The sequence below is a fragment of the Corynebacterium sp. HMSC077G07 genome, assembly GCF_001809225.1.
Classification (GTDB): domain Bacteria; phylum Actinomycetota; class Actinomycetes; order Mycobacteriales; family Mycobacteriaceae; genus Corynebacterium; species Corynebacterium jeikeium_D.
Window position 1 is genome coordinate 102750 of record NZ_KV796530.1, and the last position, 21562, is coordinate 124311.

18 protein-coding genes are annotated in these 21562 nt (G+C 59.0%); 6 read left to right on the forward strand and 12 right to left on the reverse strand.

All coding sequences use genetic code 11. The features are described from left to right. Positions 1–9: 9 nt before the first annotated feature. Together ilvN and HMPREF2562_RS04165 are read right to left on the reverse strand one after the other, a co-directional pair. Positions 10–513 (reverse strand): acetolactate synthase small subunit, encoded by a 504-nt coding sequence (gene ilvN / locus HMPREF2562_RS04160; protein ID WP_070549665.1) that lies wholly within the window; start codon positions 511–513, stop codon positions 10–12. A gap of 34 nt (positions 514–547) precedes the next feature. After that, positions 548–2458: an acetolactate synthase large subunit gene (locus HMPREF2562_RS04165; RefSeq protein ID WP_070549666.1), complete on the reverse strand. Its 1911-nt coding sequence runs from the start codon at positions 2456–2458 to the stop codon at positions 548–550. Between the two features lie 374 nt (positions 2459–2832). Between HMPREF2562_RS04165 and HMPREF2562_RS04170 the strand changes: the two genes are divergently transcribed. From HMPREF2562_RS04170 to ilvD, 3 genes are all read left to right on the forward strand, one after another. Then, complete coding sequence (locus tag HMPREF2562_RS04170; RefSeq protein WP_070549680.1) at positions 2833–4488, forward strand: mechanosensitive ion channel family protein; 1656 nt, start codon at positions 2833–2835, stop codon at positions 4486–4488. Between the two features lie 57 nt (positions 4489–4545). Next, a complete protein-coding gene (locus HMPREF2562_RS04175; RefSeq protein WP_070549667.1) occupies positions 4546–5064 on the forward strand; it encodes a PH domain-containing protein in 519 nt (172 codons plus the stop codon). Positions 5065–5198: 134 nt separating this feature from the next. Then, positions 5199–7043 (forward strand): dihydroxy-acid dehydratase, encoded by a 1845-nt coding sequence (ilvD, locus tag HMPREF2562_RS04180; protein WP_069358811.1) that lies wholly within the window; start codon positions 5199–5201, stop codon positions 7041–7043. 15 nt (positions 7044–7058) lie between these two features. On the opposite strand, the gene HMPREF2562_RS04185 is transcribed toward ilvD, so the two are convergent. Together HMPREF2562_RS04185 and HMPREF2562_RS04190 are read right to left on the reverse strand one after the other, a co-directional pair. Beyond that, positions 7059–7943, reverse strand: coding sequence for a hypothetical protein (locus tag HMPREF2562_RS04185; RefSeq protein ID WP_246819323.1), 885 nt, complete (start codon positions 7941–7943; stop codon positions 7059–7061). Between the two features lie 75 nt (positions 7944–8018). After that, complete coding sequence (locus tag HMPREF2562_RS04190; protein ID WP_246819324.1) at positions 8019–9392, reverse strand: DoxX family membrane protein; 1374 nt, start codon at positions 9390–9392, stop codon at positions 8019–8021. Positions 9393–9468: 76 nt separating this feature from the next. On the opposite strand from HMPREF2562_RS04190, the gene HMPREF2562_RS04195 reads away from it, so the two are divergent. Continuing rightward, positions 9469–10545, forward strand: coding sequence for a glucose dehydrogenase (locus tag HMPREF2562_RS04195; RefSeq protein WP_224783716.1), 1077 nt, complete (start codon positions 9469–9471; stop codon positions 10543–10545). A 12-nt stretch (positions 10546–10557) separates the two neighbouring features. Here HMPREF2562_RS04195 and gatB read toward each other — a convergent pair whose 3' ends face one another. Next, the gene (gatB, locus tag HMPREF2562_RS04200) at positions 10558–12066 is read right to left on the reverse strand and encodes an Asp-tRNA(Asn)/Glu-tRNA(Gln) amidotransferase subunit GatB (RefSeq protein ID WP_016422487.1); all 1509 of its coding nucleotides are present in this window, start codon (positions 12064–12066) and stop codon (positions 10558–10560) included. A gap of 53 nt (positions 12067–12119) precedes the next feature. On the opposite strand from gatB, the gene HMPREF2562_RS04205 reads away from it, so the two are divergent. After that, the gene (locus tag HMPREF2562_RS04205) at positions 12120–12953 is read left to right on the forward strand and encodes a class I SAM-dependent methyltransferase (RefSeq protein WP_049194081.1); all 834 of its coding nucleotides are present in this window, start codon (positions 12120–12122) and stop codon (positions 12951–12953) included. A gap of 26 nt (positions 12954–12979) precedes the next feature. On the opposite strand, the gene HMPREF2562_RS04210 is transcribed toward HMPREF2562_RS04205, so the two are convergent. From HMPREF2562_RS04210 to gatC, 7 genes are all read right to left on the reverse strand, one after another. Further along, positions 12980–14443, reverse strand: coding sequence for a membrane protein (locus HMPREF2562_RS04210; RefSeq protein ID WP_049172094.1), 1464 nt, complete (start codon positions 14441–14443; stop codon positions 12980–12982). Between the two features lie 157 nt (positions 14444–14600). Next, positions 14601–15632, reverse strand: a complete 1032-nt coding sequence (locus tag HMPREF2562_RS04215) for an ATP-dependent 6-phosphofructokinase (protein ID WP_038628534.1) — start codon at positions 15630–15632, stop codon at positions 14601–14603. A gap of 53 nt (positions 15633–15685) precedes the next feature. Beyond that, complete coding sequence (locus HMPREF2562_RS04220) at positions 15686–16810, reverse strand: ABC transporter substrate-binding protein (RefSeq protein WP_049172092.1); 1125 nt, start codon at positions 16808–16810, stop codon at positions 15686–15688. Between the two features lie 10 nt (positions 16811–16820). Continuing rightward, positions 16821–17621, reverse strand: coding sequence for an ABC transporter ATP-binding protein (locus HMPREF2562_RS04225; protein WP_049172090.1), 801 nt, complete (start codon positions 17619–17621; stop codon positions 16821–16823). Continuing rightward, on the reverse strand, positions 17622–18689 hold the full coding sequence (locus HMPREF2562_RS04230) for a FecCD family ABC transporter permease (RefSeq protein WP_370449368.1): 1068 nt from the start codon (positions 18687–18689) through the stop codon (positions 17622–17624). It lies immediately after the preceding gene. Between the two features lie 115 nt (positions 18690–18804). Then, the gene (gene gatA / locus HMPREF2562_RS04235) at positions 18805–20319 is read right to left on the reverse strand and encodes an Asp-tRNA(Asn)/Glu-tRNA(Gln) amidotransferase subunit GatA (protein WP_049172086.1); all 1515 of its coding nucleotides are present in this window, start codon (positions 20317–20319) and stop codon (positions 18805–18807) included. Between the two features lie 15 nt (positions 20320–20334). Beyond that, positions 20335–20628: an Asp-tRNA(Asn)/Glu-tRNA(Gln) amidotransferase subunit GatC gene (gene gatC / locus HMPREF2562_RS04240; protein WP_005509328.1), complete on the reverse strand. Its 294-nt coding sequence runs from the start codon at positions 20626–20628 to the stop codon at positions 20335–20337. A gap of 227 nt (positions 20629–20855) precedes the next feature. On the opposite strand from gatC, the gene HMPREF2562_RS04245 reads away from it, so the two are divergent. Continuing rightward, positions 20856–21521 (forward strand): ACT domain-containing protein, encoded by a 666-nt coding sequence (locus tag HMPREF2562_RS04245; protein ID WP_048735304.1) that lies wholly within the window; start codon positions 20856–20858, stop codon positions 21519–21521. The last annotated feature ends 41 nt before the right edge of the window (positions 21522–21562 follow it).

The following is a 21562-nucleotide window of genomic DNA, read 5'->3' on the forward strand; positions in this document are numbered from 1 at the left end:
GTTTAGTTGTTAGCGGGGCTGGAGCATCGGCTTCGGCCCACGTGCCATTGCGACGGTACCGGACTGAATGAGCTCACGGATACCAAACGGCTCGAGGACCTCCAGCAGGGCTACAAGCTTCGAGCGCTCACCCGTCGCCTCAATGATGACAGACTCTTGAGAGACGTCCACCACGCGAGCACGGAAGAGATTGGCAGCATCGACGACCTGCGGACGGTTGGTGTTGTCGCAGGAAACCTTCACCATTAGCAGTCCGCGCGACACCAAGGTCTCTGGGGGCTGGCGGACCACCTTCAGCACGGGCACTAGCTTGTTGAGCTGCTTAGTGATCTGTTCGATCGGCAGCGTCTCCGTCTCAACCACGACAGTGATGCGGTTGACTCCCTCGGTCTCAGTTTCACCCGAGGTAATCGACTGGATGCTGAAACCTCGGCGGGTGAACATGCCCGCAATGCGGACCAGAATACCCGGCTCATCGAGGGTCAACACGGATAGAGTGTGCAGTTCAGCCATTTTGGGACTCACTTCCTGTTGCTTCGGATCCCGATTAGCGGGTCTTCATGGACGGGTGGTTAGCGTCGGGCTGCTTCGCGGCGTCCTCGGAGTTGTCCACAACAGTGCCGTGGATGTCAGCCGGGGCCTCAGCTGCTGAATTCTCATCGTTGAACAGCGGGCGCAGACCGCGGGCGTATTCGACCTCATCATTGGACTTGCCAGCTGCCACCATCGGCCACACCTGAGCATCCTCACCGACAATGAAGTCAATAACCACCGGTCGGTCATTAATCTCGCGTGCCTTCTTAATCGCCGCCGCGACATCTTCCTTCTTGGTCACGCGGATCGCCACGCAGCCAAGCCCCTCGGAGAGCTGGACGAAGTCCGGCAGGTAGGAGTTGTCCTCCGGGCGCAGCTTGGTGTTGGAGTAGCGCTGATCGTAGAACAGCGTCTGCCACTGACGAACCATGCCCAGGTTACCGTTGTTAATCAAGGCAACCTTGATGGGGAAACCTTCCATTGCACAGGTGGTCAGCTCCTGATTGGTCATCTGGAAGCAACCGTCACCATCAATGGCCCAGACTTCCTTTTCTGGAGCAGCCGCCTTGGCACCCATCGCAGCCGGAATTGAGTAGCCCATCGTGCCGGCACCACCGGAGTTGAGCCAGGTGCGCGGGTGCTCGTACTGGACGAACTGCGCTGCCCACATCTGGTGCTGGCCGACGCCAGCGGCATAGATGGCCTCCGGGCCAACGATGTCGGACAGGGTCTGAATTACAAACTGCGGAGCGATTGCACCATCAGTGGGCTCTTCCCATCCAAGGGGGAACTCGTCGCGAAGACCGTCGAGAAGCTTCAGCCAGTCGGCAATCTGCGGGCGGCTAAGACCGAGCTTGGTGTAGGACTCGCTAAGTGCGGCAAGGACCTCACGGGCATCACCGACGATGGGAACGTCAACTTCGCGGAGCTTGCCAATCTCTGCCGGGTCAATGTCGGCGTGGATTACCTTCGCGTTCGGCGCGAAGGAATTCAGATCACCGGTAACACGGTCGTCGAAACGCGCGCCGATAGTGATGAGCAGGTCGGACTTCTGCAGAGCAGCGACGGCTGACACCTTGCCGTGCATGCCCGGCATACCCATGTGCAGCGGGTGCGAGTCCGGGAATGCGCCGCGAGCCATCAGCGTGGTCACGACCGGAACCCCAGTCTGCTCGGCGAACTCGACCAGCTCCTTGGAAGCATCGGCCTTAATGACGCCACCACCGATGTAGAGCACCGGACGCTTTGCCGCAGCAATCATCTCAGCGGCTTCGTCGATCTGTCGCTGGTGCGGGGTTGTCACCGGACGGTAGCCCGGCAGTTCAATCTCCGGTGGCCAGGTGAAGTCGATCATCGTGTTCTGGAGGTCCTTCGGGACATCGACCAGAACCGGACCTGGACGACCAGAAGAAGCCAGGTGGAATGCCTCAGCGAGCGCGCGCGGGATGTCCTCAGCTTCGGTGACCATGAAGTTGTGCTTCGTAATCGGCATGGTCACACCGCGGATGTCAGCCTCCTGGAAAGCGTCAGTACCCAGCAGCGGGCGACCGACCTGACCAGTGATAGCGACAACCGGAACGGAGTCCATCTGAGCATCCGCGAGCGGGGTCACCAGGTTAGTAGCACCCGGGCCGGAAGTCGCGATACAGACACCGACCTTGCCGGAAACCTGCGCGTAACCAGTGGCAGCGTGGCCAGCTCCCTGCTCGTGGCGCACGAGAACGTGGCGGAGCTTTTCCGAGTCATAAATCGGATCGTAGAGCGGAAGCACTGCACCACCGGGAATGCCGAAGGCTACCTCAACACCAAGCTCTTCAAGGGATCGGACTATGGCTTGTGCACCAGAAATTCGCTCGGGGGCGCTGGTGCGCGCCTTAGCCGCGAATTGGGCGGGCGATGGGGTGTGCTGCTCGTGCGCGTTCACGATTTCGCTCCTGGGTCATGGTGGGCAACTACTCAACTCACATTCACGCGAAGAAGCTACGAATGTGGCGTTAGCTACAACCATAACGTCCACATAGTGAGAAGTCAATCCCGCCAATTGGACGCCCTGCCCGTTTAACACCCCGAGCACCCACCCGATTCCAACGAGAACCCCACCCCTACTTTGGGAATTACCCTACCCAGAAACTTCCCGACCACGACGCCGGGGACACCCAAACCTGCACACCCAAGCCTGCACACCCGAGCCCTACACGCCCGAGCCCCGCAAGCCCCAAGTCCAAAGCTCGTCTTTATGCATAATTCTTTACCTTTAAACTCAGCGCACATTAAGGCGAACTACCTACAGTGGATGGCATGGAATTTTTGCAATACATGTTGTTACGGACATGGCAATGGGTGGCCAATAACGGCCTTGCCATCGCATGTCTGGCCATTCTGCTAATTCTTGTTCCCCGTATCCGACGTTTCGTTCTGGCAATTGCGGACGGAAACATCTCCTCTTCAGAGGAGCAGTCCAAGGGACGGCGCGCACTGATTGGCGCTGTGGTTTACATCGTCGAAGTCATTGCATACTTCGTCTTAATCATCGCGATTCTGTCGAAATTCGGAATCTCACTGACCGCCGCCGCTATCCCCGCGACGGTCGTTTCCGCCGCTGTTGGTTTTGGCGCACAGGGAGTCATCGCCGACTTCCTTGGCGGACTGTTCATCATTGCCGAGAAGCAGTACGGCATTGGCGACTGGGTTGAGTTCCACGCCCCTTCGGGGACCGTGCAGGGTGACGTCGTCAATATGACATTGCGCGCCACCACCATCCGAACCCTAAACGGCGAGGAAATCATCGTGCCGAACTCCGAGGCACGTATGTGTATCAACTACTCCTCACAGTGGTCCCGTGCTGTTGTTGAAGTTCCCGTACCGATGACCGCCGGTGGCTCCATTAAGGATTTGGAAGAGCGCACTGTCGCCGCCGCCAAGCGTGCAATCGCACTGGACTCCGTCAAGGATGCAGTTCTCTCCGAGATCAAGCTGCAGTCCTCCACGGAACTCAATCCGCCAACGGTTATGGGCCTGCCGTGGACCGTCACTATGCGCTTGATTGTCGATTGCAAACCGGGCGACCAATGGCTCATCGAGCGCGCCATCCGCGCCGCAGTCATCGACACTTGGTGGGATGACTACGGCGAGCGCGCCCAACAGACTCCGTTTGCCCCCGCCGAAGAAATCACCGGCCACGTCCGTGATGACACGATGATCGAACAGCTCAGGCAGGCCGATGCTAAGCAAGAGAAAAAACAACAGCTTGACGACGGCGACAGTGCTCCAACCGAAATTGTCGAAGCGGTAGCGAACACTACTGTCCAGCCGGATACCGCAAAAACCAAGCTGATGGAAACTCAGACCGTCGACAAGCAAGACGGGAACGAGCGATCCGACCTGCCGCATGCAGGTGCCAACCTCGATGATGCCCGACGCGAGCAGGAAGACAGCGGAAGCAACGATGTCATCCGCAAACTGGCTAGCCACCCTGACTGGAAGACACTCACGACGCGCCAGAAGGTTCGTCGAATCCTCTCCGCAGGTGGACGCGCTCGCGTTTCGACGATTGTGCTCTTGGTAGCCTTACTGATCCTCTTCATTTTGAACCTGATGACAGTCGAAACTGAGGACGGCCCATCTGGATGGTTGGCACCGAGCAGGTGGAGCGATCGGGTAACGACGCAGGAAGAGGACCCGGAAGAGTCGTCAGCTCCGCAGTCATCGAACCAGCCGACTAGCACTACACAGAGTGTGCAGCCCACCGAGACTTCGCAGCAGACTCAGACGCCACAGAATCAGCCGTCCGAGACTTCACAGCAGCCTCAGAGCACGCAGAACCGCGCACCTTCGACCGCCACCTCCACCGAGCCGGACTCTGACCAGAGCAACACCGACAACGAGAGCTCTGGCGGATCACAGTCGACAGACTCCACTAACAACGCGGAACCGAACTCCGCTGATACGCAATAACGCGCAACCGCCCACCGTGCATTGGCGAATCCGAACTACCCGCTACAATCAAAGGCCATGACTGACTCGACTCCACAGCCAAAAATTGCGACGCAGCGATTTCGCCCACAGAAGACGCATCTGTTCATCGTTGCGTTCATGCTCGTGCTGTGTGTAATTGCCACCGGTTTTGCCCCGTGGCTGGCCGTTACCTTCCTGGCACCGTTGATTTATACGCTTTGGATTTTCCGAGTACGCACCACTGTGGGACCACGCGGTATCACCGCGGTGTACCTATTGGCCAAGCGCCGCTCGGTGCCCTGGAGCGAATTTGCGGGCATCTTCTTCAACAAGGGCGGTCGCGCCTTTGCAGTGACCAAGTCCGATGAGCGCATCGCCCTGCCGGCCATCTCTTTTAATTCGCTACCGGAGTTGAAGGAAGCCACCGGCGGTCTGATTCCAGATCCGATTGCTTCGGCTCGCATGGCGGAAAATGACAAGGTCGAGGTTTTCGACCGCGATGGCTACTCGGTAATGAAGAAGGTCAGTGAGGTTGAGGCTGATGCCAAGGCTAAAGGTGACGCCTCTGCCGAGTAACATATAAGCAGTCCACAAAGCCCCTAAATCTCATTATGCGGACACCAGTGACCACGAAATGAGACATTAGGGGCTTTTTGTGATTAATATGGATAATTAATTACCTTGCACCCTATCTAGGAAGGGCAGCCCCCATGATTCCCCTTCGCTCTAAAGTCACCACTGCCGGCCGTAATGCTGCAGGTGCGCGTTCGCTATGGCGCGCAACTGGCATGACCGATAACGACTTCGGCAAGCCGATTATCGCAATTGCCAACTCTTACACTCAGTTCGTTCCGGGTCACGTGCACCTGAAGGACGTTGGCGACATCGTCGCAGAAGCTGTAACCGCAGCCGGTGGCGTCCCCCGTGAGTTCAACACCATTGCTGTCGACGACGGAATTGCGATGGGCCACGACGGCATGCTCTACTCGCTGCCGTCCCGTGAGATTATTGCTGACTCTGTCGAGTACATGGTCAACGCTCACACCGCTGACGCATTGGTCTGTATTTCCAACTGTGACAAGATCACGCCGGGCATGCTCAATGCGGCTCTGCGTCTGAATATCCCGGTGGTCTTCGTTTCCGGCGGGCCGATGGAATCGGGATCGTCGATTGTTATCGATGGCGTCGTCAAGCCCGGCTCTGACCTCGTCTCGGCTATTTCTGCATCCGCGAACGACAAGGTCGATGACAAGAACCTGCTCGACATCGAGCGCTCGGCATGCCCGACCTGCGGATCGTGCTCGGGCATGTTCACTGCAAACTCGATGAACTGCCTGACCGAGGCCCTCGGCCTGTCCCTGCCGGGTAACGGTTCTACCCTGGCAACTCAGCAGGCGCGTCGCGATTTGTTCACGCGCGCCGGTGAACTGATTGTGGACCTGGCGAAGAGCTACTACCACGATGGTGACGAGTCCGTGCTGCCGCGCAACATCGCCAACCGCGACGCTTTTGTCAATGCAATGACGCTCGACGTTGCCATGGGTGGTTCCACCAACACCGTGCTGCATATTCTCGCTGCCGCCCAGGAGGGCGAGATCGACTTCGACCTCTCCGACATCGACGCGATTTCCCGCCGCGTGCCTTGTCTGTCCAAGGTGGCACCGAACTCGGACTACTACATGGAGGACGTCCACCGCGCCGGTGGTATTCCAGCCATCCTCGGCGAACTGCGCCGCGCGGGCCTGCTGCAAATGAATGTCCGCTCCGTTCACTCCCCATCTCTGGAGGAGCACCTGGACAACTGGGATATCCGCGGCGGCAAGGCCACTGACGAAGCGATTGAACTGTTCCACGCAGCCCCTGGCGGCGTGCGCACCACCGAGCCGTTCTCCACATCCAACCGCTGGGAGAGCCTGGATACGGACTCCGAAAATGGCTGCATCCGCGACTTCGACCACGCCTACACGAAGGAAGGCGGTCTGTGTGTCCTGCGCGGCAACATCGCCGAGGACGGCGCTATCCTGAAGACCGCCGGTATCGGCGAGGATCAGTTCCACTTCGAGGGCACCGCTCGCGTCGTAGAAAGCCAGGAAGAGGCTGTCTCGGTCATCTTGAACCGCACCTTGCAGCCGGGCGAAGTTCTCTTTGTCATCTACGAGGGTCCTTCCGGCGGCCCGGGCATGCAGGAGATGCTGCACCCGACCGCATTCATCAAGGGCGCTGGCCTGGGTAAGGTCTGTGCGCTGGTCACCGATGGTCGCTTCTCCGGCGGTTCCTCCGGACTGTCTATCGGCCACGTTTCCCCGGAGGCCGCTGCCGGCGGCGCAATCGGTCTCGTCCGCAACGGCGACCCGGTGTACATCGATGTCGCTGAACGACGCCTTGAGATTCAGGTGTCCGACGAGGAGCTGGCCGCTCGCCGCGATGAGGAGCTCAAGCGCGATAAGCCTTTTACTCCGCACAAGCCGCGTCCGCGCAAGGTCTCCAAGGCGCTGCGCGCATACGCCAAGATGGCGTCCAGTGCGGATAAGGGCGCGGTCCGCATTGTCGACTAGCTAGATCAAACCCGCTTAAAGGCCTGTGCTTACCGCACGGGCCTTAGGCGTTTCTAGAGTGGCTTTGCGCCCAGTCTTCTGCGTGGGCTTCACCAAATCCCGGTACTCGACGTCGGCAATCCCCTCAGCGACGTCCTCGGTGTGTGCATATTTGCCGCCCTCGGTAATGGCCGCCATTACATATCCGGGGCCAAAAACAACGGAAGAGTGCCACGAACGCCGGTTGGACCAGCCCATTTTCGCGCCTTCAGAGCCGGGCAGCCCGGCAAGACCAAAATTCTGTCGATAGCCATCGGCAGCAATCGGCGACCAGTGTCGCATCGCCTCGAGCACCTCAGAATTAGGATGCTTCAGACGAAGCTGGGAAATAAAAGACACCACATCTTCCGCGGTGGTCCTCGATACTCCCCACTTTTCTCCGCCGGAAGTGTTGAACAGGCCGTACTCGGTCGCAATGGAATCGACCGATTCCGGGTACTTCCGGTAAAAGTCGGCGGCCAAATCGTCGTCGGAACGCGAAATCATCTTTTCGACGCGCTCGGCATCGTCGGCAGTGCCGTGTTCGAGCACATACTGACCAATATACAACTTAATCAGGGATAGCGCCGGCAGCGGGCGTTGCGATGCCTGGCTGCTGTACCCCACGCCCACCGGCTCGTAGCTCACCGCCATTTGCGTGCGCGGGTCAGTCTCAATCAACCCTCCGGCGTTGAGGTTCATGCGCGGCAGACTCACCTCATGAGTCGGCCAGACGCTTGCCGACGAGACGGAGGCTGCAACCTCATTGTGCTCGCCGGCAGCGGCTGTCGAAGGTGAGTGAATCGACGTTGTAGCGCCTATCGAAGACATGAAAAAGACCACCGCGAGGGTGGTCTTTAGTACGTGTCTCGACTTTGGCATAGGGGGCATTGTACCCCGGCCCTAACCGAGAACCTAGTTTAGGTCGCTCGACTGTTTGTGCAGCTGCGAGCCGCCTTAGCCAACAAACGGCAGCGTGCCGGTCGTCAGCCACCACAGGCCAATTGCTGCGGCGATGGACAGAATTCCGAAGATCCACGACGATGCCAGTGGTCGACGAGCCCAGCCGCGTCCGAAGTCGATGCCGATACGGCCCGGGCCGGTGAACTGCAAGCCAAGCGCCATGGCGGTCATCAACAGCTGTAGTTGGAGGTTACTGGAATCCTGGCCAACGATATTCACACCATTGGCAGAGGTAGCCACATCAAACATGCTGAGGTAGGCGGACAATGCCAGCGCCAACGCCGCGGCCAGCGGTGTCGCGAGCCCCAAGATAAGCAGGGCACCCGCGATAAGCTGAACCGTTGGGATGGCAGTGGCCATTACAGGGCCGAGGGCAAAGTTGTTCTGGCTAAACTGTGTCTCCAGCGCAGTGGTGCCACCGGAGTTGCCCCAGCCGAGCAGCGTTGTCAGACCATGGACCAGCAGTAGCGCACCCAATCCAAGACGCAGCAGCAGGAGGCCGAAGTCAGTGGTACCGCGACGGAACTCCGGTTCGTTGTCGTCGTAGAAGTCCGTGTCTTCATCGTCGTCAGCAGCGGCGGTGGTCGTAGCAGCAGTTGCCCCGGCGGCTCCTACGCCTGCTCCTGCAACACCAGCGGCGCCAGCTGCACCAGCGGTATCGCGAGACGCAGCCGGTTCAGCGAAATCCGATTCATCGAAATACTGAGTCTCAGCTGCGGAATTGCGTGAAGAGTCATAGGTCGGCTCCGCCTCATCGTCGAATACTGGCTGTGCTTCCGACTTTTTTGCAGTAGCTCCCGCTGCGGACGCTGCTGCCGCTTCAGAAGCCGAGAAGGCCTGCGTCGGCTGGCTGAGATCCTCGTCTGAATCAACGCGCTCACTACGAGCCGGCTGCTCAAAGATTTCGGTTGCCTCCGACTCCGGGGCCACCTCCGACTCTTTATCAGCCGTGGGCGCTGACTCAGTTTCAGCCTGCTCATCCCGCGGCGAAGGCTTACCGGCAGGGCTAATCACCTGAGGTGCCGTGCGGCCTGCAGCGGCGTAGGCGTCGTAGCGCTTCTTCGGCTCATCCTGAACTTCAGGCTCCGGTTCCGAGCTCGGCTCAACCTCTGTCTCTGCCACTGTCTCTGATGCAGCGGTAGGTTCCGGAGTCAGGTTTTCTTGGTCTGCCTCCGACTCCTCCGCTACGCGCTTTTCCGGCACACCCGGAAAAACCTGCGTTGCGGTGTTGTCGCTGTCATCACGGTTGGTTTCTTCGTTCATTGGCTCAGCGAGCTTGCGGTAGGTCGGGACGTCGAGATCGTCATCGAATCCGTCCTCCACATTCTCGAGGGCGCGGTCGTTCGGGTACTTCTCTGAGTCGCTCACATCGTCCACATTAAATCTACTGCCTCACTTTTGGTCGCAGGCGTGGCCGTGAAACGAGGCTGTATTGTGTATGCCTATGGGATTCCACCTCGTCCACACCAGCAGTGCACAGGCTCGCGCTCGCGGGCGGCGTCGTCGTGCTGCGCTCGCCGCTGGTGTCGTCGGGATGGTCTCTCTTTCCGGCTGCATGAGTGCCTCGAGCGCGCTTGAGTCACCGTTTACTGAAGACAAGTCGGAACCGACAGGCATTGCCATGCCGAAGTTTTCCTCCCCTGATTTGCCCTCTACCCCGGTCCCAACCACGGAAAGCAAAGCCAAAGACAAAGGTCCCTGCGACCTCGACGATGTCACTCTCGCGGCCTGCCTACCGCTTACCACCGCGCTAGCCTCAACCGGCCCTGGGGAGGCTCTCGTCGCCACCGACGACGGTGCACTCACCGTTGTCGCACCGGGTAAGACACCGCGTGAGGTCGCACGGCTCGGCGCCCCTGCAAAACAACTGCTGCCCAGTCCCTCGGTTGAAGAGGACCGTCAGGTCTTTGTTTTGCGTAACGACGACACCATTGCGCGCGTCACCCTCGTGGAGGGCAGCACCGCTGATGTGCGCGAACTTCCGGACCTCAGCGAGCCCGGCATTCTCGGAATCTATTTTGACCGAACTTCGGACACCCTGTCCCCGCGCAAATTGCTCGTGGGAGATCCAGGCATTGAGTTTCAGCAGTTCTGCCATGGTCCGGACGGAATGCCGCCGTTGGCAACCGCCATTCTCGACGGCACCCCACAGCTGGTTCAGCTCACCGGCCCTGTGATTAATCCCCTCGGCGGTGTGGACCTGAACGATTCCATCGGTGGATGCGCAGTGATGGGTGACCGCGTGGTCATTGCCATCCCAGACGCGCAGAAGGTCATCTCCATGCCGGTGGGTCCGAAGTCAAGTGGGCCCGACGCGGCGTGGGAGGTCAAGGGTTCCCCTGAAGTGCTTGTCGACGGCGACTTCGGCCACATCTCGTATGTAGCGGCTGTCGCAGCAAATCAGGGTATTGAAGTTTGGGGTGCCACGACCAACAAAACCGCCGGGGCACAACCGTCGGAGTCCGACGAGCGCGTCGTCAGACTGCCGAGCGATGGTGCCGCCGGCGGTTCCCCGGATTAGCTTTCAGGGAGGCTAGCTCAGCTTCTTCGCAATCAGCTGGTTGACCTGAGCCGGGTCTGCCTTGCCGCGGGTGGCCTTCATGACCTGCCCCACGATGGCACCGACGACCTTCTTGTTGCCAGCTCGGTACTTCTCGACGATGTCCGGGTTAGCAGCCAGTGCATCGTCGACGGCCTTCTCAATAGCACCGTCGTCGCGAACGACCTCCAGGCCACGGGCAGCAACGACCTCATCAACATCGCCCTCGCCTGCGAGCACGCCGTCAACGGCCTTACGGGCCAGCTTGTTGGTCAGCTTGCCCTCTTCAATCAGTGCAATCACACGTGCAACCTGTGCCGGGGTAATCGCGAGCTCAGCCAGCTCCACGCCTGCCTCGTTGGCCTTCTGCGCCAGGTAAGCGACCCACCAGGAACGAGCCTCAGCCGGGCCGGCACCAGCCTCAACGGTGTCGACAATCAGGTCGAGAGCGCCGGCGTTAACCAGGTCGCGCATTTCCTCGTCCTTCAGACCCCACTCTTCCTGAATACGGGCACGACGCACCCACGGCAGCTCCGGCAGAGTTGCGCGGATTTCCTCCACCCACTCACGCGGCGCAATCACAGGTGGCAGATCCGGGTCGTTGAAGTAGCGGTAATCCGACTGCGATTCCTTCGGGCGGCCCTTGGAGGTCGTGCCGTCGGTCTCCTGGTAGTGGCGGGTTTCCTGAACGATCTCCTCGCCATTAGTAATCGCAGCAGCCTGGCGCTGCATCTCGTAGCGAACAGCCTGTTCAACCGACTTCAGGGAGTTGATGTTCTTAGTCTCGGTACGAGTGCCGAACTCCTCCTGGCCGATTGGGCGCAGGGAAACGTTGGAGTCCACACGCATCGAGCCCTGGTCCATGCGGGCATCGGAGACACCGAGGGACTTCACCAGGTCACGCAGCGCAGAAACGTACGCACGAGCAACCTCTGGGGCACGCTCCCCTGCACCGAGAATTGGCTTAGTAACGATCTCAATCAGCGGAATACCTGCGCGGTTGCAGTCCACCAGCGAACGCGTGGCGCCGTGAATACGACCATCGGCACCGCCCAAGTGCGTCAGCTTGCCGGTGTCTTCTTCCATGTGAGCGCGCTCGATTTCGACACGGAACTCCGTGCCGTCGTCAAGCTGAACGTCAAGATATCCGTCGTAGGCGATTGGTTCGTCGTACTGCGAAATCTGGTAGTTCTTCGGCTGGTCCGGGTAGAAGTAGTTCTTGCGCGCGAAGCGGGAGGACTCAGCAATCTCGCAGTTCAGCGCCAGGCCAATCTTGATGGCCCACTCAACGCCCTGACGGTTAACCACAGGCAGCGCGCCAGGTAGGCCGAGGCTGCAGGGATCGACGTTGCTATTCGGCTCGGCACCAAAGTGCGCCGAGGAGGAGGAGAACATCTTGGTATTCGTCGAGAGCTCGACGTGAACCTCCATGCCCATTACCGGGTCAAAACGTTCGAGGACCTCATCAAAGTCCATCAAGTCATCAGCGTATGCAGCGGTCATGTTTGTAGAGTCTACTAGCGATGGCCCCGCAGGCGTGCCCTAGGGTATAAGTCGTGCCCGGAGTTAACGAACACCCACCGATTCCACCGACGTCAGCACGCGATACGCCAACGTTCCGCGACGCCGCTGACCGCCACCGCGCAGGCGCTACTTTCGACAACGACCTGCAGGAAAGCGCCGACGGAGCCACGGGCTACCACCGCGTGCGCCCCGGATATCCTCCAACCGTCATCGAAGCGCTTACCCGTCTCGCACCGCACCCACAGGTAGTCGCCGATATCGGCGCCGGCACTGGGAAGCTCACCGCCTCGCTTGCCGACGTCTACCGCGATGCCACCCTGCTGGCACTCGATCCCTCCACCGCGATGCGGCAAGCACTGATGCACAATGTGCCAGCGGCGGAATGCCTGGAAGGCACTGCGGAGCGCACGGGACTGGAGTCCAACAGCGTCGATGTAGCAACATGTGCGCAGACATGGCACTGGGTGGACCCGACAGCTGCAAGTAAAGAACTCACTCGGGTGCTACGCGCGGATAGCGTGGCTATGTTGGTGTGGAACACCTTGGATGTTTCCGTACCGTGGGTGCATCGGCTCAGCCGCATAATGCACGCCGGCGACGTGTTGCGTCCCGGCTTCTACCCCGAGGTTGGCCCGGAGCTGGAGCTAGTCGATGAGGTGCGTCTGGCCTGGGAGCAGACACTGACCATCGAGGACATCGTGCTGCTGGCACGAACCCGTTCCTATTGGCTTCGTTCCAAGCCCGCCACTCGCGCCAAGGTGGAGGCGAACTTGCATTGGTATCTCCACGAACACTTGGGGCACACATACGAAGAAGGCATCGCCCTTCCCTACCGGTGCGATGCCTTCTATTTTCGAGCTGCCTAAATTTTCGAGCTGCCTAGTCGCGCTAGTTACTTTTCTTTCTTCGGCTTAGGGTGAGCCACGCGCTTGAATGCATTCTTAGTCTGTCCGGCAAGCTTCTTCGGCGCAGTGGCTGTGGCCTCGCCTGGGAAGGAGTCCCTCGCGGTCTCGCGAGGATTGTCATCATCGGAGGCTTCCTCGATTTCGGAAAGTTTCTCCAGGCGCTCATTATCCTTTTCTACGATGCGCTCGGCGTCATCCTCGGTGAATTCAACATTATCGTCGCTGACCAGTTCCTCGACGATGTCGTCGCGGACGCTCTCCTGAAGATCGACGTTGGAAATGTTGGAGTTGGCCAAAGCGCGGTCGAGCTTCTTCTGATCGGCGGTGGTGAACTTCTTGTTCGGGTGCATCTTCCGGCGTGCGAGCTTACGGATACGGCCGCGACGCTTCGACTCCTCCATCAGCTTGTTACGTCCAGCCAGGTACGCACCACACAGAATCACGATAAGAGCGATACCGACGTAGCCAAGGGCCGGGTAGATGGAGCCAACCAGGGCCTTGAACCCAAAGAAACTTAGGCCAAAACCAATCAGCACCGTCACGATGAATACCAGGCGGAAACGCTGCGGGGTATTGCGTGTTAGGCGGCGGCCCAACGCGTAGAACATGCCAATGGCCGTGTTGAAAATCATGGCGTAGATGATGATTGCCATCACGGTACCCAGGACCGGGTGGATGTCATTGACGATTGCCAGGGTCGGCATATCTTCGTGGCCAACATCCTTGACCTTGAAGAAGAGGGCAAAGGTCACCAGCGTCAGCAGACCTGCATAGATGCTCCCGCCCATGAGACCACCGATGCCAGCTTCACGCGGGTTCAGGTAGCTACCGCCGATGACAATCGACATCGATACGGCCACCATCACACAGAAACCGACATAGTTCAGGGCAGAAATAGACCAGTGTGGCAGCGATGTCGACAGTTCATTGGTGTACTGCGCGGCCTCCGACATCGACGTGTCGGTGGTGAACAAAGTGTAGATACCGGCTCCAAGCAGGAACACGATAATGAATGGAGTGATCATGCCAATCACGCGGCTGACCTTGTCGGCATCCAGCATGCCTACACCCAAAGTCAGGGCAACCATGATGACGGCGCCAATCCACACCTCAAGTCCGAACTGCTGGTTCAAGTTCGCACCGGCACCGGCGAACATGACGAAGCCGGTACAGAACAGCGTGATCATCACGGCGATATCCAAAATCTTCGAAACCCAACTGCGGGTGATTACGTCGAAGACCTCGGAGTGCTCATCAGCCTGCAAGTAGCTGGCAATTGACAGCACTGCCAGGCCACTGGCAATCATCACGACGGAGGCAAGTACCACGCCCCACAAGCCGTTAGTGCCAAATGCCACGAAGTACTGCATCATTTCCTGGCCGGATGCGAATCCGGCACCGACAGTTAGGCCGACAAAGGCCATCGCGATTGTTGTGGCTCTTTTCCACATAACGAGAAAATCCTAAATATAAGTCTATTTTTCAAAAACCGGAACCTTACAAAGCATACTGCCCGAGCTGGTGATTGATACACCAGCTCGGGCAGTATGCCTATTTTGTTACGAAGATGTGCCTAAATGTTTAGCAACGCGTGCTTAACCGACGCGTTTAACCAAACAGCGCAGCAGCTGCGCGGTAACGGCCATCCGGCACAACCTTCAACTCAGCAACCGCATCGTCGATGTCGATACGCTCGATGTTCTCACCGTGCAGAGCGACGATCTTGCCGAAGTCCCCCTCGTGTACTGCTCGGGTGGCGTGGACACCGTAGCGGGTAGCAAGCACGCGGTCGTACGCAGTCGGCGTACCGCCACGCTGAATGTGACCCAGCACCGTGGTGCGAACGTCGTACCCGGTGCGCTTCTTAATCTCCGCACCAATAACCTGACCAATGCCGTTGAAGGTTTGGTGGCCGAACTGGTCGACACCGCCCTCTTCGTACTCCATGGTGCCCGGCTTCGGGGTGGCGCCCTCAGCGACGACGATAATGCCGTACTTCTCACCCATCTGGAAACGGCGCTCCATCGACTTCACAATCTCGTTGATGTCGAATGGCTTTTCCGGAATGACAATGTGGTGAGCACCGCCGGCCATACCCGCATGCAAAGCGATCCAGCCCACGTGTCGACCCATGACCTCAACAATCATGACGCGCTGGTGGGATTCCGCAGTGGTGTGCAGACGGTCAACCGCGTCGGTGGCAACAGCCACAGCCGTGTCGAAACCGAAGGTGTAGTCCGTACCGTTGACGTCATTATCAATAGTCTTCGGAACACCGACGACCGGCACCCCATTGTCCGAAAGCCACTTGCCGGCCTTCAGCGTACCTTCGCCACCGATTGGGATCAGGGCATCGATGCCCGCATCAGAGAGATTTTCCTTGATGCGGTCGAGGTTAGACATGAGAATGTCCGGATGCACGCGGCCGGTGCCCAGCATCGTGCCGCCACGCAGCAGCATACGGTCAATCCGCTCATCGTCGTAAAGCTGGACCCTACGGTCTTCCATAAGACCAATCCAACCGTCCTCAAAACCGACGACGGTTGAGCCGTACTCGCTCGAGCTGGTACGGACAATTGCACGGATAACGGCATTCAGACCGGGACAATCTCCACCGGAGGTAAGGGTCGCAATTCGCATGATGCCCACCTTAGTCGCGTTAGTCAGTTCGTGCTTGACGGCCTTGGTCGAAACTACTTCTGCAGGTACTCCTGCCCTGGTAGCTCAGACGGTAGCTCCATCTTCGTCGTCACCTCCGACGCCGGCACAAGACCATATTCCTCGAGCGCCTTGCGCACGTACTCTGCGGCATCGACGTTCAGCGGAGACTCCGTCCACAATGCAATCGGCAGGTTAATAAAGCGGTTCTCCTTGACCGCCTCGAGATCCTTCGTTGCCGGATTCGTGCGCAAAACCTTGATTTTCTCTTCGAAGGTCTGACCTGGGTAGTCCACAAGCGCGATGAAGTCAGGATTCATCTCCGCGACATGCTCCCAGGAGGTCGTAGTCCAAGTGTCCTTAATCGACTCGGTCGCATTGATTGCACCGGCCTTTTCCAGGATGCCCTGCGGTGCGCCAAAGGAACCCGAGGTAATTGGTGCTTCACCGACAGAATCAAAGAGGAAGCCCACTGGCTTCTTATCTCCCTTTGGCGCGGCATCCAGGGCTTGCAGTCGGTTATCAATATCTGCAATAACCTTGTCGCCCTCACCGTCGTGTCCGGTCAAGGTAGCGATATTCTTCAAATCAATTTTGACAGCTTCCCACGGATCCACCAGACCACGAGTATGCCCCGGGTCGCCACTGCCTTCCTTGCCCGCCGAGGCTGCGTCACCAGTACGGCAAGATTCCGTCAGGGTGTAGGCACCGATACCGTGCTCGGAAAGCGATTCCGGGGTAATGCCCTTGTCTTCACTAAAGCCATAGCCCCAGCCCGCCAGCATCACATCCGGTTCGGCCGCAATGACCTGCTCCAGATTCGGGTATTCCTTCGCAACTTCTGGCTTCTGCGCAATTGCATCGCCATAAGCTGCGGTCAACACCGGCAGATGCGAGGCCATAGAGCTCACCGCTGTGATCTCATCCGCAGCACCGACAGCCAGCGCCAGCGAAGCAATATTGCCGTCATTAATCAGCAGCTTTTTAGCTACACCCGGGTAGCTGACTTCTTCACCGCAGTTGGTGAGGGTAAGGCCTGACGACGAGGCCTGCGTTCCCTCATCAGAGCCACAGGCGGCGGCTCCGAATGCCAGAGCAGCCACAGCGATACCAGCTGCTGAGGCACGAAGGGGACGTCGGAAAGCATGTGCGTTATTCAAGGGAGTACTCCTAGTTGATGGTGGCAGCATCCAGCTCGCTATCGATTGCGAGGTGGCGGCGGCCAGCGGGGGAATTGAGCTGACAGGATTCAACCTGAAAGATTTGGGCGACAAAGTCGCGGGTAAGCACTTCTGCGGGAATGCCGTCGGCCGCGATACCGCCGTCCGCGACCACGATGACGCGGTCGAAGTGGTTCATCACCAGGTCCAAGTCGTGGATCGCGGCAATGACACACGCTCCGCTGGAGCGGGCCAGACGGAGGACGGATTGTTGATGGCGCACGTCGAGGTGGTTAGTGGGCTCGTCGAGAAGCATGATTGGCGAGTCCTGGGCGATGGCACGCGCCAGACACACGCGACGACGTTGCCCACCCGAGAGTTGCCCACACAGGCGTTGCGCAACCGCTTCCAACCCCACGAGCTCCAGCGCACGGTCGACGTGGGAATTGTCCTCGGCGGTGTTGCCACCAAAAAGGCGCTGGTAGGGCAAGCGCCCCAGGGAGACAAAGTCGCGCACGCGCATTTCGGCGGGTGGAACCTCGTTTTGCGCGACGAAAGCCAGATCGCGGGCGCGGTGCTTCGAGCTGATTGAGCTCATCGATTTGCCGTTAATCTCGACCTCGCCCGTGGCCGGTTTCGTGATTCCACCGAGCGCACGCAGCAACGTGGATTTACCCGCGCCGTTAACACCAATGATGGCGGTCATGGGTTCTGCACCGAAGTTGAGGTTGACTCCGCTGACAATGGTGCGCCCAGCGATATCACAGCGCATATCTTTAGCGGCGAGTACAGATTTTGGTAGAGCGCTCATTTACTCAGCACCTCCGTAGCTGTAGTGCGAGCGGCTCATGAGGTAGAGGAAAAGTGGTGCGCCAACCAATCCCGTGACTACTCCCAGCGGCATTTCCTGGCTTCCGCCCACTACGCGCGCGATGATGTCCACCCAGATGAGAAACAGTCCACCCATGAGGGCAGCAACCGGTAGGACAACGCGGTGCGTGGCCCCTACCAAGATGCGGGTCAAGTGTGGAATCACCAGGCCGACAAACCCGATGCCGCCAGAGACCGCAACGAGCGTGCCAACGAGGACAGCCTGGAGCACAAATACCTGTGTGCGTAGCCGAGAAACATCAATACCTACGGCCGCTGCGGTGCTCTCACCAGTTGCCAGCGCATCCAGATGACGGGCTTTGACCAGGAAAAACAACAGTACTGCGATGAGGACAATGAGCGGGAAGAGCGTCTTCAGCCATGTCGCACCGGCAACAGAGCCCAGCATCCAAAACATCACGGACTGCGCGGCCCTCGGGTCTGGCCCAGCGAAGACCATGAAGCTACTCAGCGCGGAAAACGCAGCGGAGAGCACAACGCCGGAGAGCACCAAACGCAGCGGAGTCAGCCCACCGCCTGCAGTGGCGAAAGCACCGACCGCGAGGGTGGCCATTACTGCACCGAGGAGTGCACCGAATGTCAGCGGCGCGATGGGGCTACCGGAGAAAGCACCAAAGATAATCACCGCGGTCGCACCGGCACCGGCGCCGGCGGAAATACCTAGCAGATATGGGTCTGCCAACGGGTTACGGACCAATGTCTGCATAGCCACACCGGAGACAGCTAGCCCCGCCCCTACAATCGCTGCGAGAATACCCCGGGGAGCGCGGAGATTCCAGACGATGGTGTCCGAACTGGCGGGCACAGATTCATCGAGCTCAATGCCGAAGATGTGATGCGAAATGACCTGTGTCGTGGTGGACCAGGTGATATCCGCCGAGCCGAAGACCACCGCAGCGACCAGACTGACGGCAATGGCTATGACAATGACCAGCCCATAGATCCAAGGCATAAACCGCGGTGGGTTTTTAAATCTAACTCTCTCCATGTTTGCGTTCCTGCGTATGTATGAAACTCTCCCCGACACGACAACAACCGCCGCTCTCCCACTTCAGTGAGAAAACGACGGTTGCAGAAAACCGACTAAGGCTTATTGAGCGTCTTTATGCAATCGAGCCGCGAACCTTTTCGTAGGCAGCGCCGACCTTGTACAGACGATCGTCACCGTGGCGCGGAGCCATAATCTGCAGGCCTACCGGCAGGCCGGTGTCTTCAGCCAGGCCCGACGGCACGGACATGCCACACATGCCGGCCAGGTTGAGCGGCAGAGTACACAGGTCGAACATGTACATGCTCAGCGGGTCGTCAACCTTCTCGCCCAACTTAAACGCAGTGGTCGGAGTGGTCGGCGAGATCAGGACATCTACCTGTTCGAAGGCCCGCTCGAAGTCCTGCTGAATCAGGGTACGGACGCGCTGTGCCTGGATGTAGTAGGCATCGTAGTAACCGACCGATAGCGCGTAGGTACCAATGATGATGCGTCGCTTAACCTCATCGCCGAAACCAGCGGCACGGGTCATAGCCATGACCTCATCGGCCGAGTGCGAACCGTCATCACCAACACGCTGGCCGTAACGCATGCCGTCGAAACGAGCCAGGTTGGAGCTGACCTCACACGGCAGAATCAGGTAGTACGCGCTCAGTGCGTGGTCGAAGTTCGGGCAATCGACCTCGACCACCTCTGCGCCAGCTTCCTTAAGCTTGTCGACGGCCTCGTGGAAGCTGTCCAGTACGCCGGCCTGGTAACCCTCGGTGCGGTCGAACTGCTTGACGATGCCGACCTTAACCCCCGTGAGGTCACCGGTAGCACCTTCCTTGGCAGCAGCAACCACATCGGCAATCGGCTGCTCCGTGGAAGTCGAGTCATTCTCGTCGTGACCAGCAATGATTTCGTGCAGCAGCGCGGTGTCCAGAACGGTTCGCGCGGTCGGCCCACCCTGATCCAACGAGGAGGCGCAAGCGACCAGGCCGTAGCGGGATACCGTGCCATAGGTCGGCTTCACGCCGACCGTTGCGGTCAGAGCTGCTGGCTGACGAATCGAGCCACCGGTGTCAGTACCGATAGCCAGCGGAGCCATACCGGAGGCCAGCGCCGCGGAAGAGCCACCACCGGAACCGCCTGCGGTGCGCTCAACATCCCACGGGTTGTGAGTCGGGCCGTAAGCGGAGTTTTCAGTCGACGAGCCCATGGCGAACTCATCCATGTTGGTCTTACCCAGAATTGGGATGCCAGCTGCACGCAGCTTGGCAGTAACCGTTGCGTCGTAAGGGCTCATGTAGCCCTCGAGCATCTTGGAAGCGCAGGTGGTCGGCGCATCGGTGGTAGTGAAGACATCCTTCAGCGCCAGCGGAACACCGGCCAGCGCGGAGGCCGGCTCCTCGCCAGCATCCAGCGACTCATCGACCTTGCGAGCTGCAGCCAGGGCCTCTTCGGCACCGACGTGCAGGAATGCGTGAATGTCCTCATCAATTGCCGCGATACGGTCGAGGAACGCCTGGGTGACCTCTACCGAGGTCAGCTCACGAGCGTGAATCTTCTGTGCGAGCTCAAAAGCGCTCAGCCCCAGAATCGGGTCCTCAGCAACAGCGGCATGCAGGTTCGGGTTAGCTGCAATCATTTCTTCCACGTACTCCTACTCGCCGAGAATCTGGGGAACTTCGAAGCGCTGGCGGTCCTGCGACGGCGCCTGGTCCAGCGCCTGCTCCGCAGTCAGCGTCGGCTTGACGACGTCCTCGCGCATCACACCGGACAGCGAAGAGGGGTGACTCATCGGTTCCACATCATCCGCAGCCACCTTTTGAACGGCCTGGACGTGGTTAATAATGCCGTCGATCTGACCGGCGAACTCGTCGAGTTCCGCGTCAGTCAGAGCCAGACGGGACAATCGCGCTAGGTGTGCGACCTCATCGCGTGAGATAGCTGGCACGCTAGTACCCCTTTCATTTCTTCGTACGAAGCTAGTGCACAGAAGTTTAGTTGAAACTGATTTTGAACCGCGCGAGCGGGCTGTACTTGCCAACAGTAGTCGTTGTCGCCAAGCAGTTGTCCGCAGGGTCTTACATTTCAAAGGTTTACCCTGTAGCCTAAATCACTACTTCTATAGTTACACCGCAAGAATCACTCTCAATTATTCGAAAGGTTGTACACACAGCCATGAGTTACCTCCTTCGCATCCAGCTTCCCGACGAACCAGGCGCACTTGGCTACGTCGCGGCTGCCCTGGGCGAAGTAGAGGGTGATATTCGCAGTGTCGATGTCGTAGATTACGGCGCTAATGGCGTTGTTGTCGACGACATCGTGGTTGACCTGCCCATGGGCCTGCTCCCAGACACACTGATTACGGCGGCTCAGTCCATTAGCGGAGTGGAAGTCGATTCAATTAGGCCTTTTTCCGGCTCGGTCGACCGCCGCGGACAGATTGCGCTGCTGGCCAAGTTCTCACAGCACACGAAGAATTTGGATCGTGCCCTCGGAGATGTCGTCGACGGCCTGCCTCAGACTATGACTGCCGGCTGGGCTATCGTCCTCGGCGAACAGAGCGATGGCCGGTGGGTACGTCGCGCTTCCTCTACCGCTGCTCCAGAGGATAACGGCCGGACTCTGCCGGAAGCCCCGATTGACTCGCCACGAAACCTGGATCCGGACGAAGAAACGTGGCTTCCGGAGGACTGGACGGTTATGGACTCCTCCATTGCCGCTACCCCAATGGGCAAGGGCCTCGTTCTCGTTATTGGCCGGCCCGGCGGGCCAGACTTCCTGCCAAGTGAGGTTGAGCACTTGGGACGTATTGGCACGATTGTCGGTGCGATTATCGACTAGCAGCGGCTAGTGGGCTGCTCCCTTCTGTGGGCTGCTCCCTT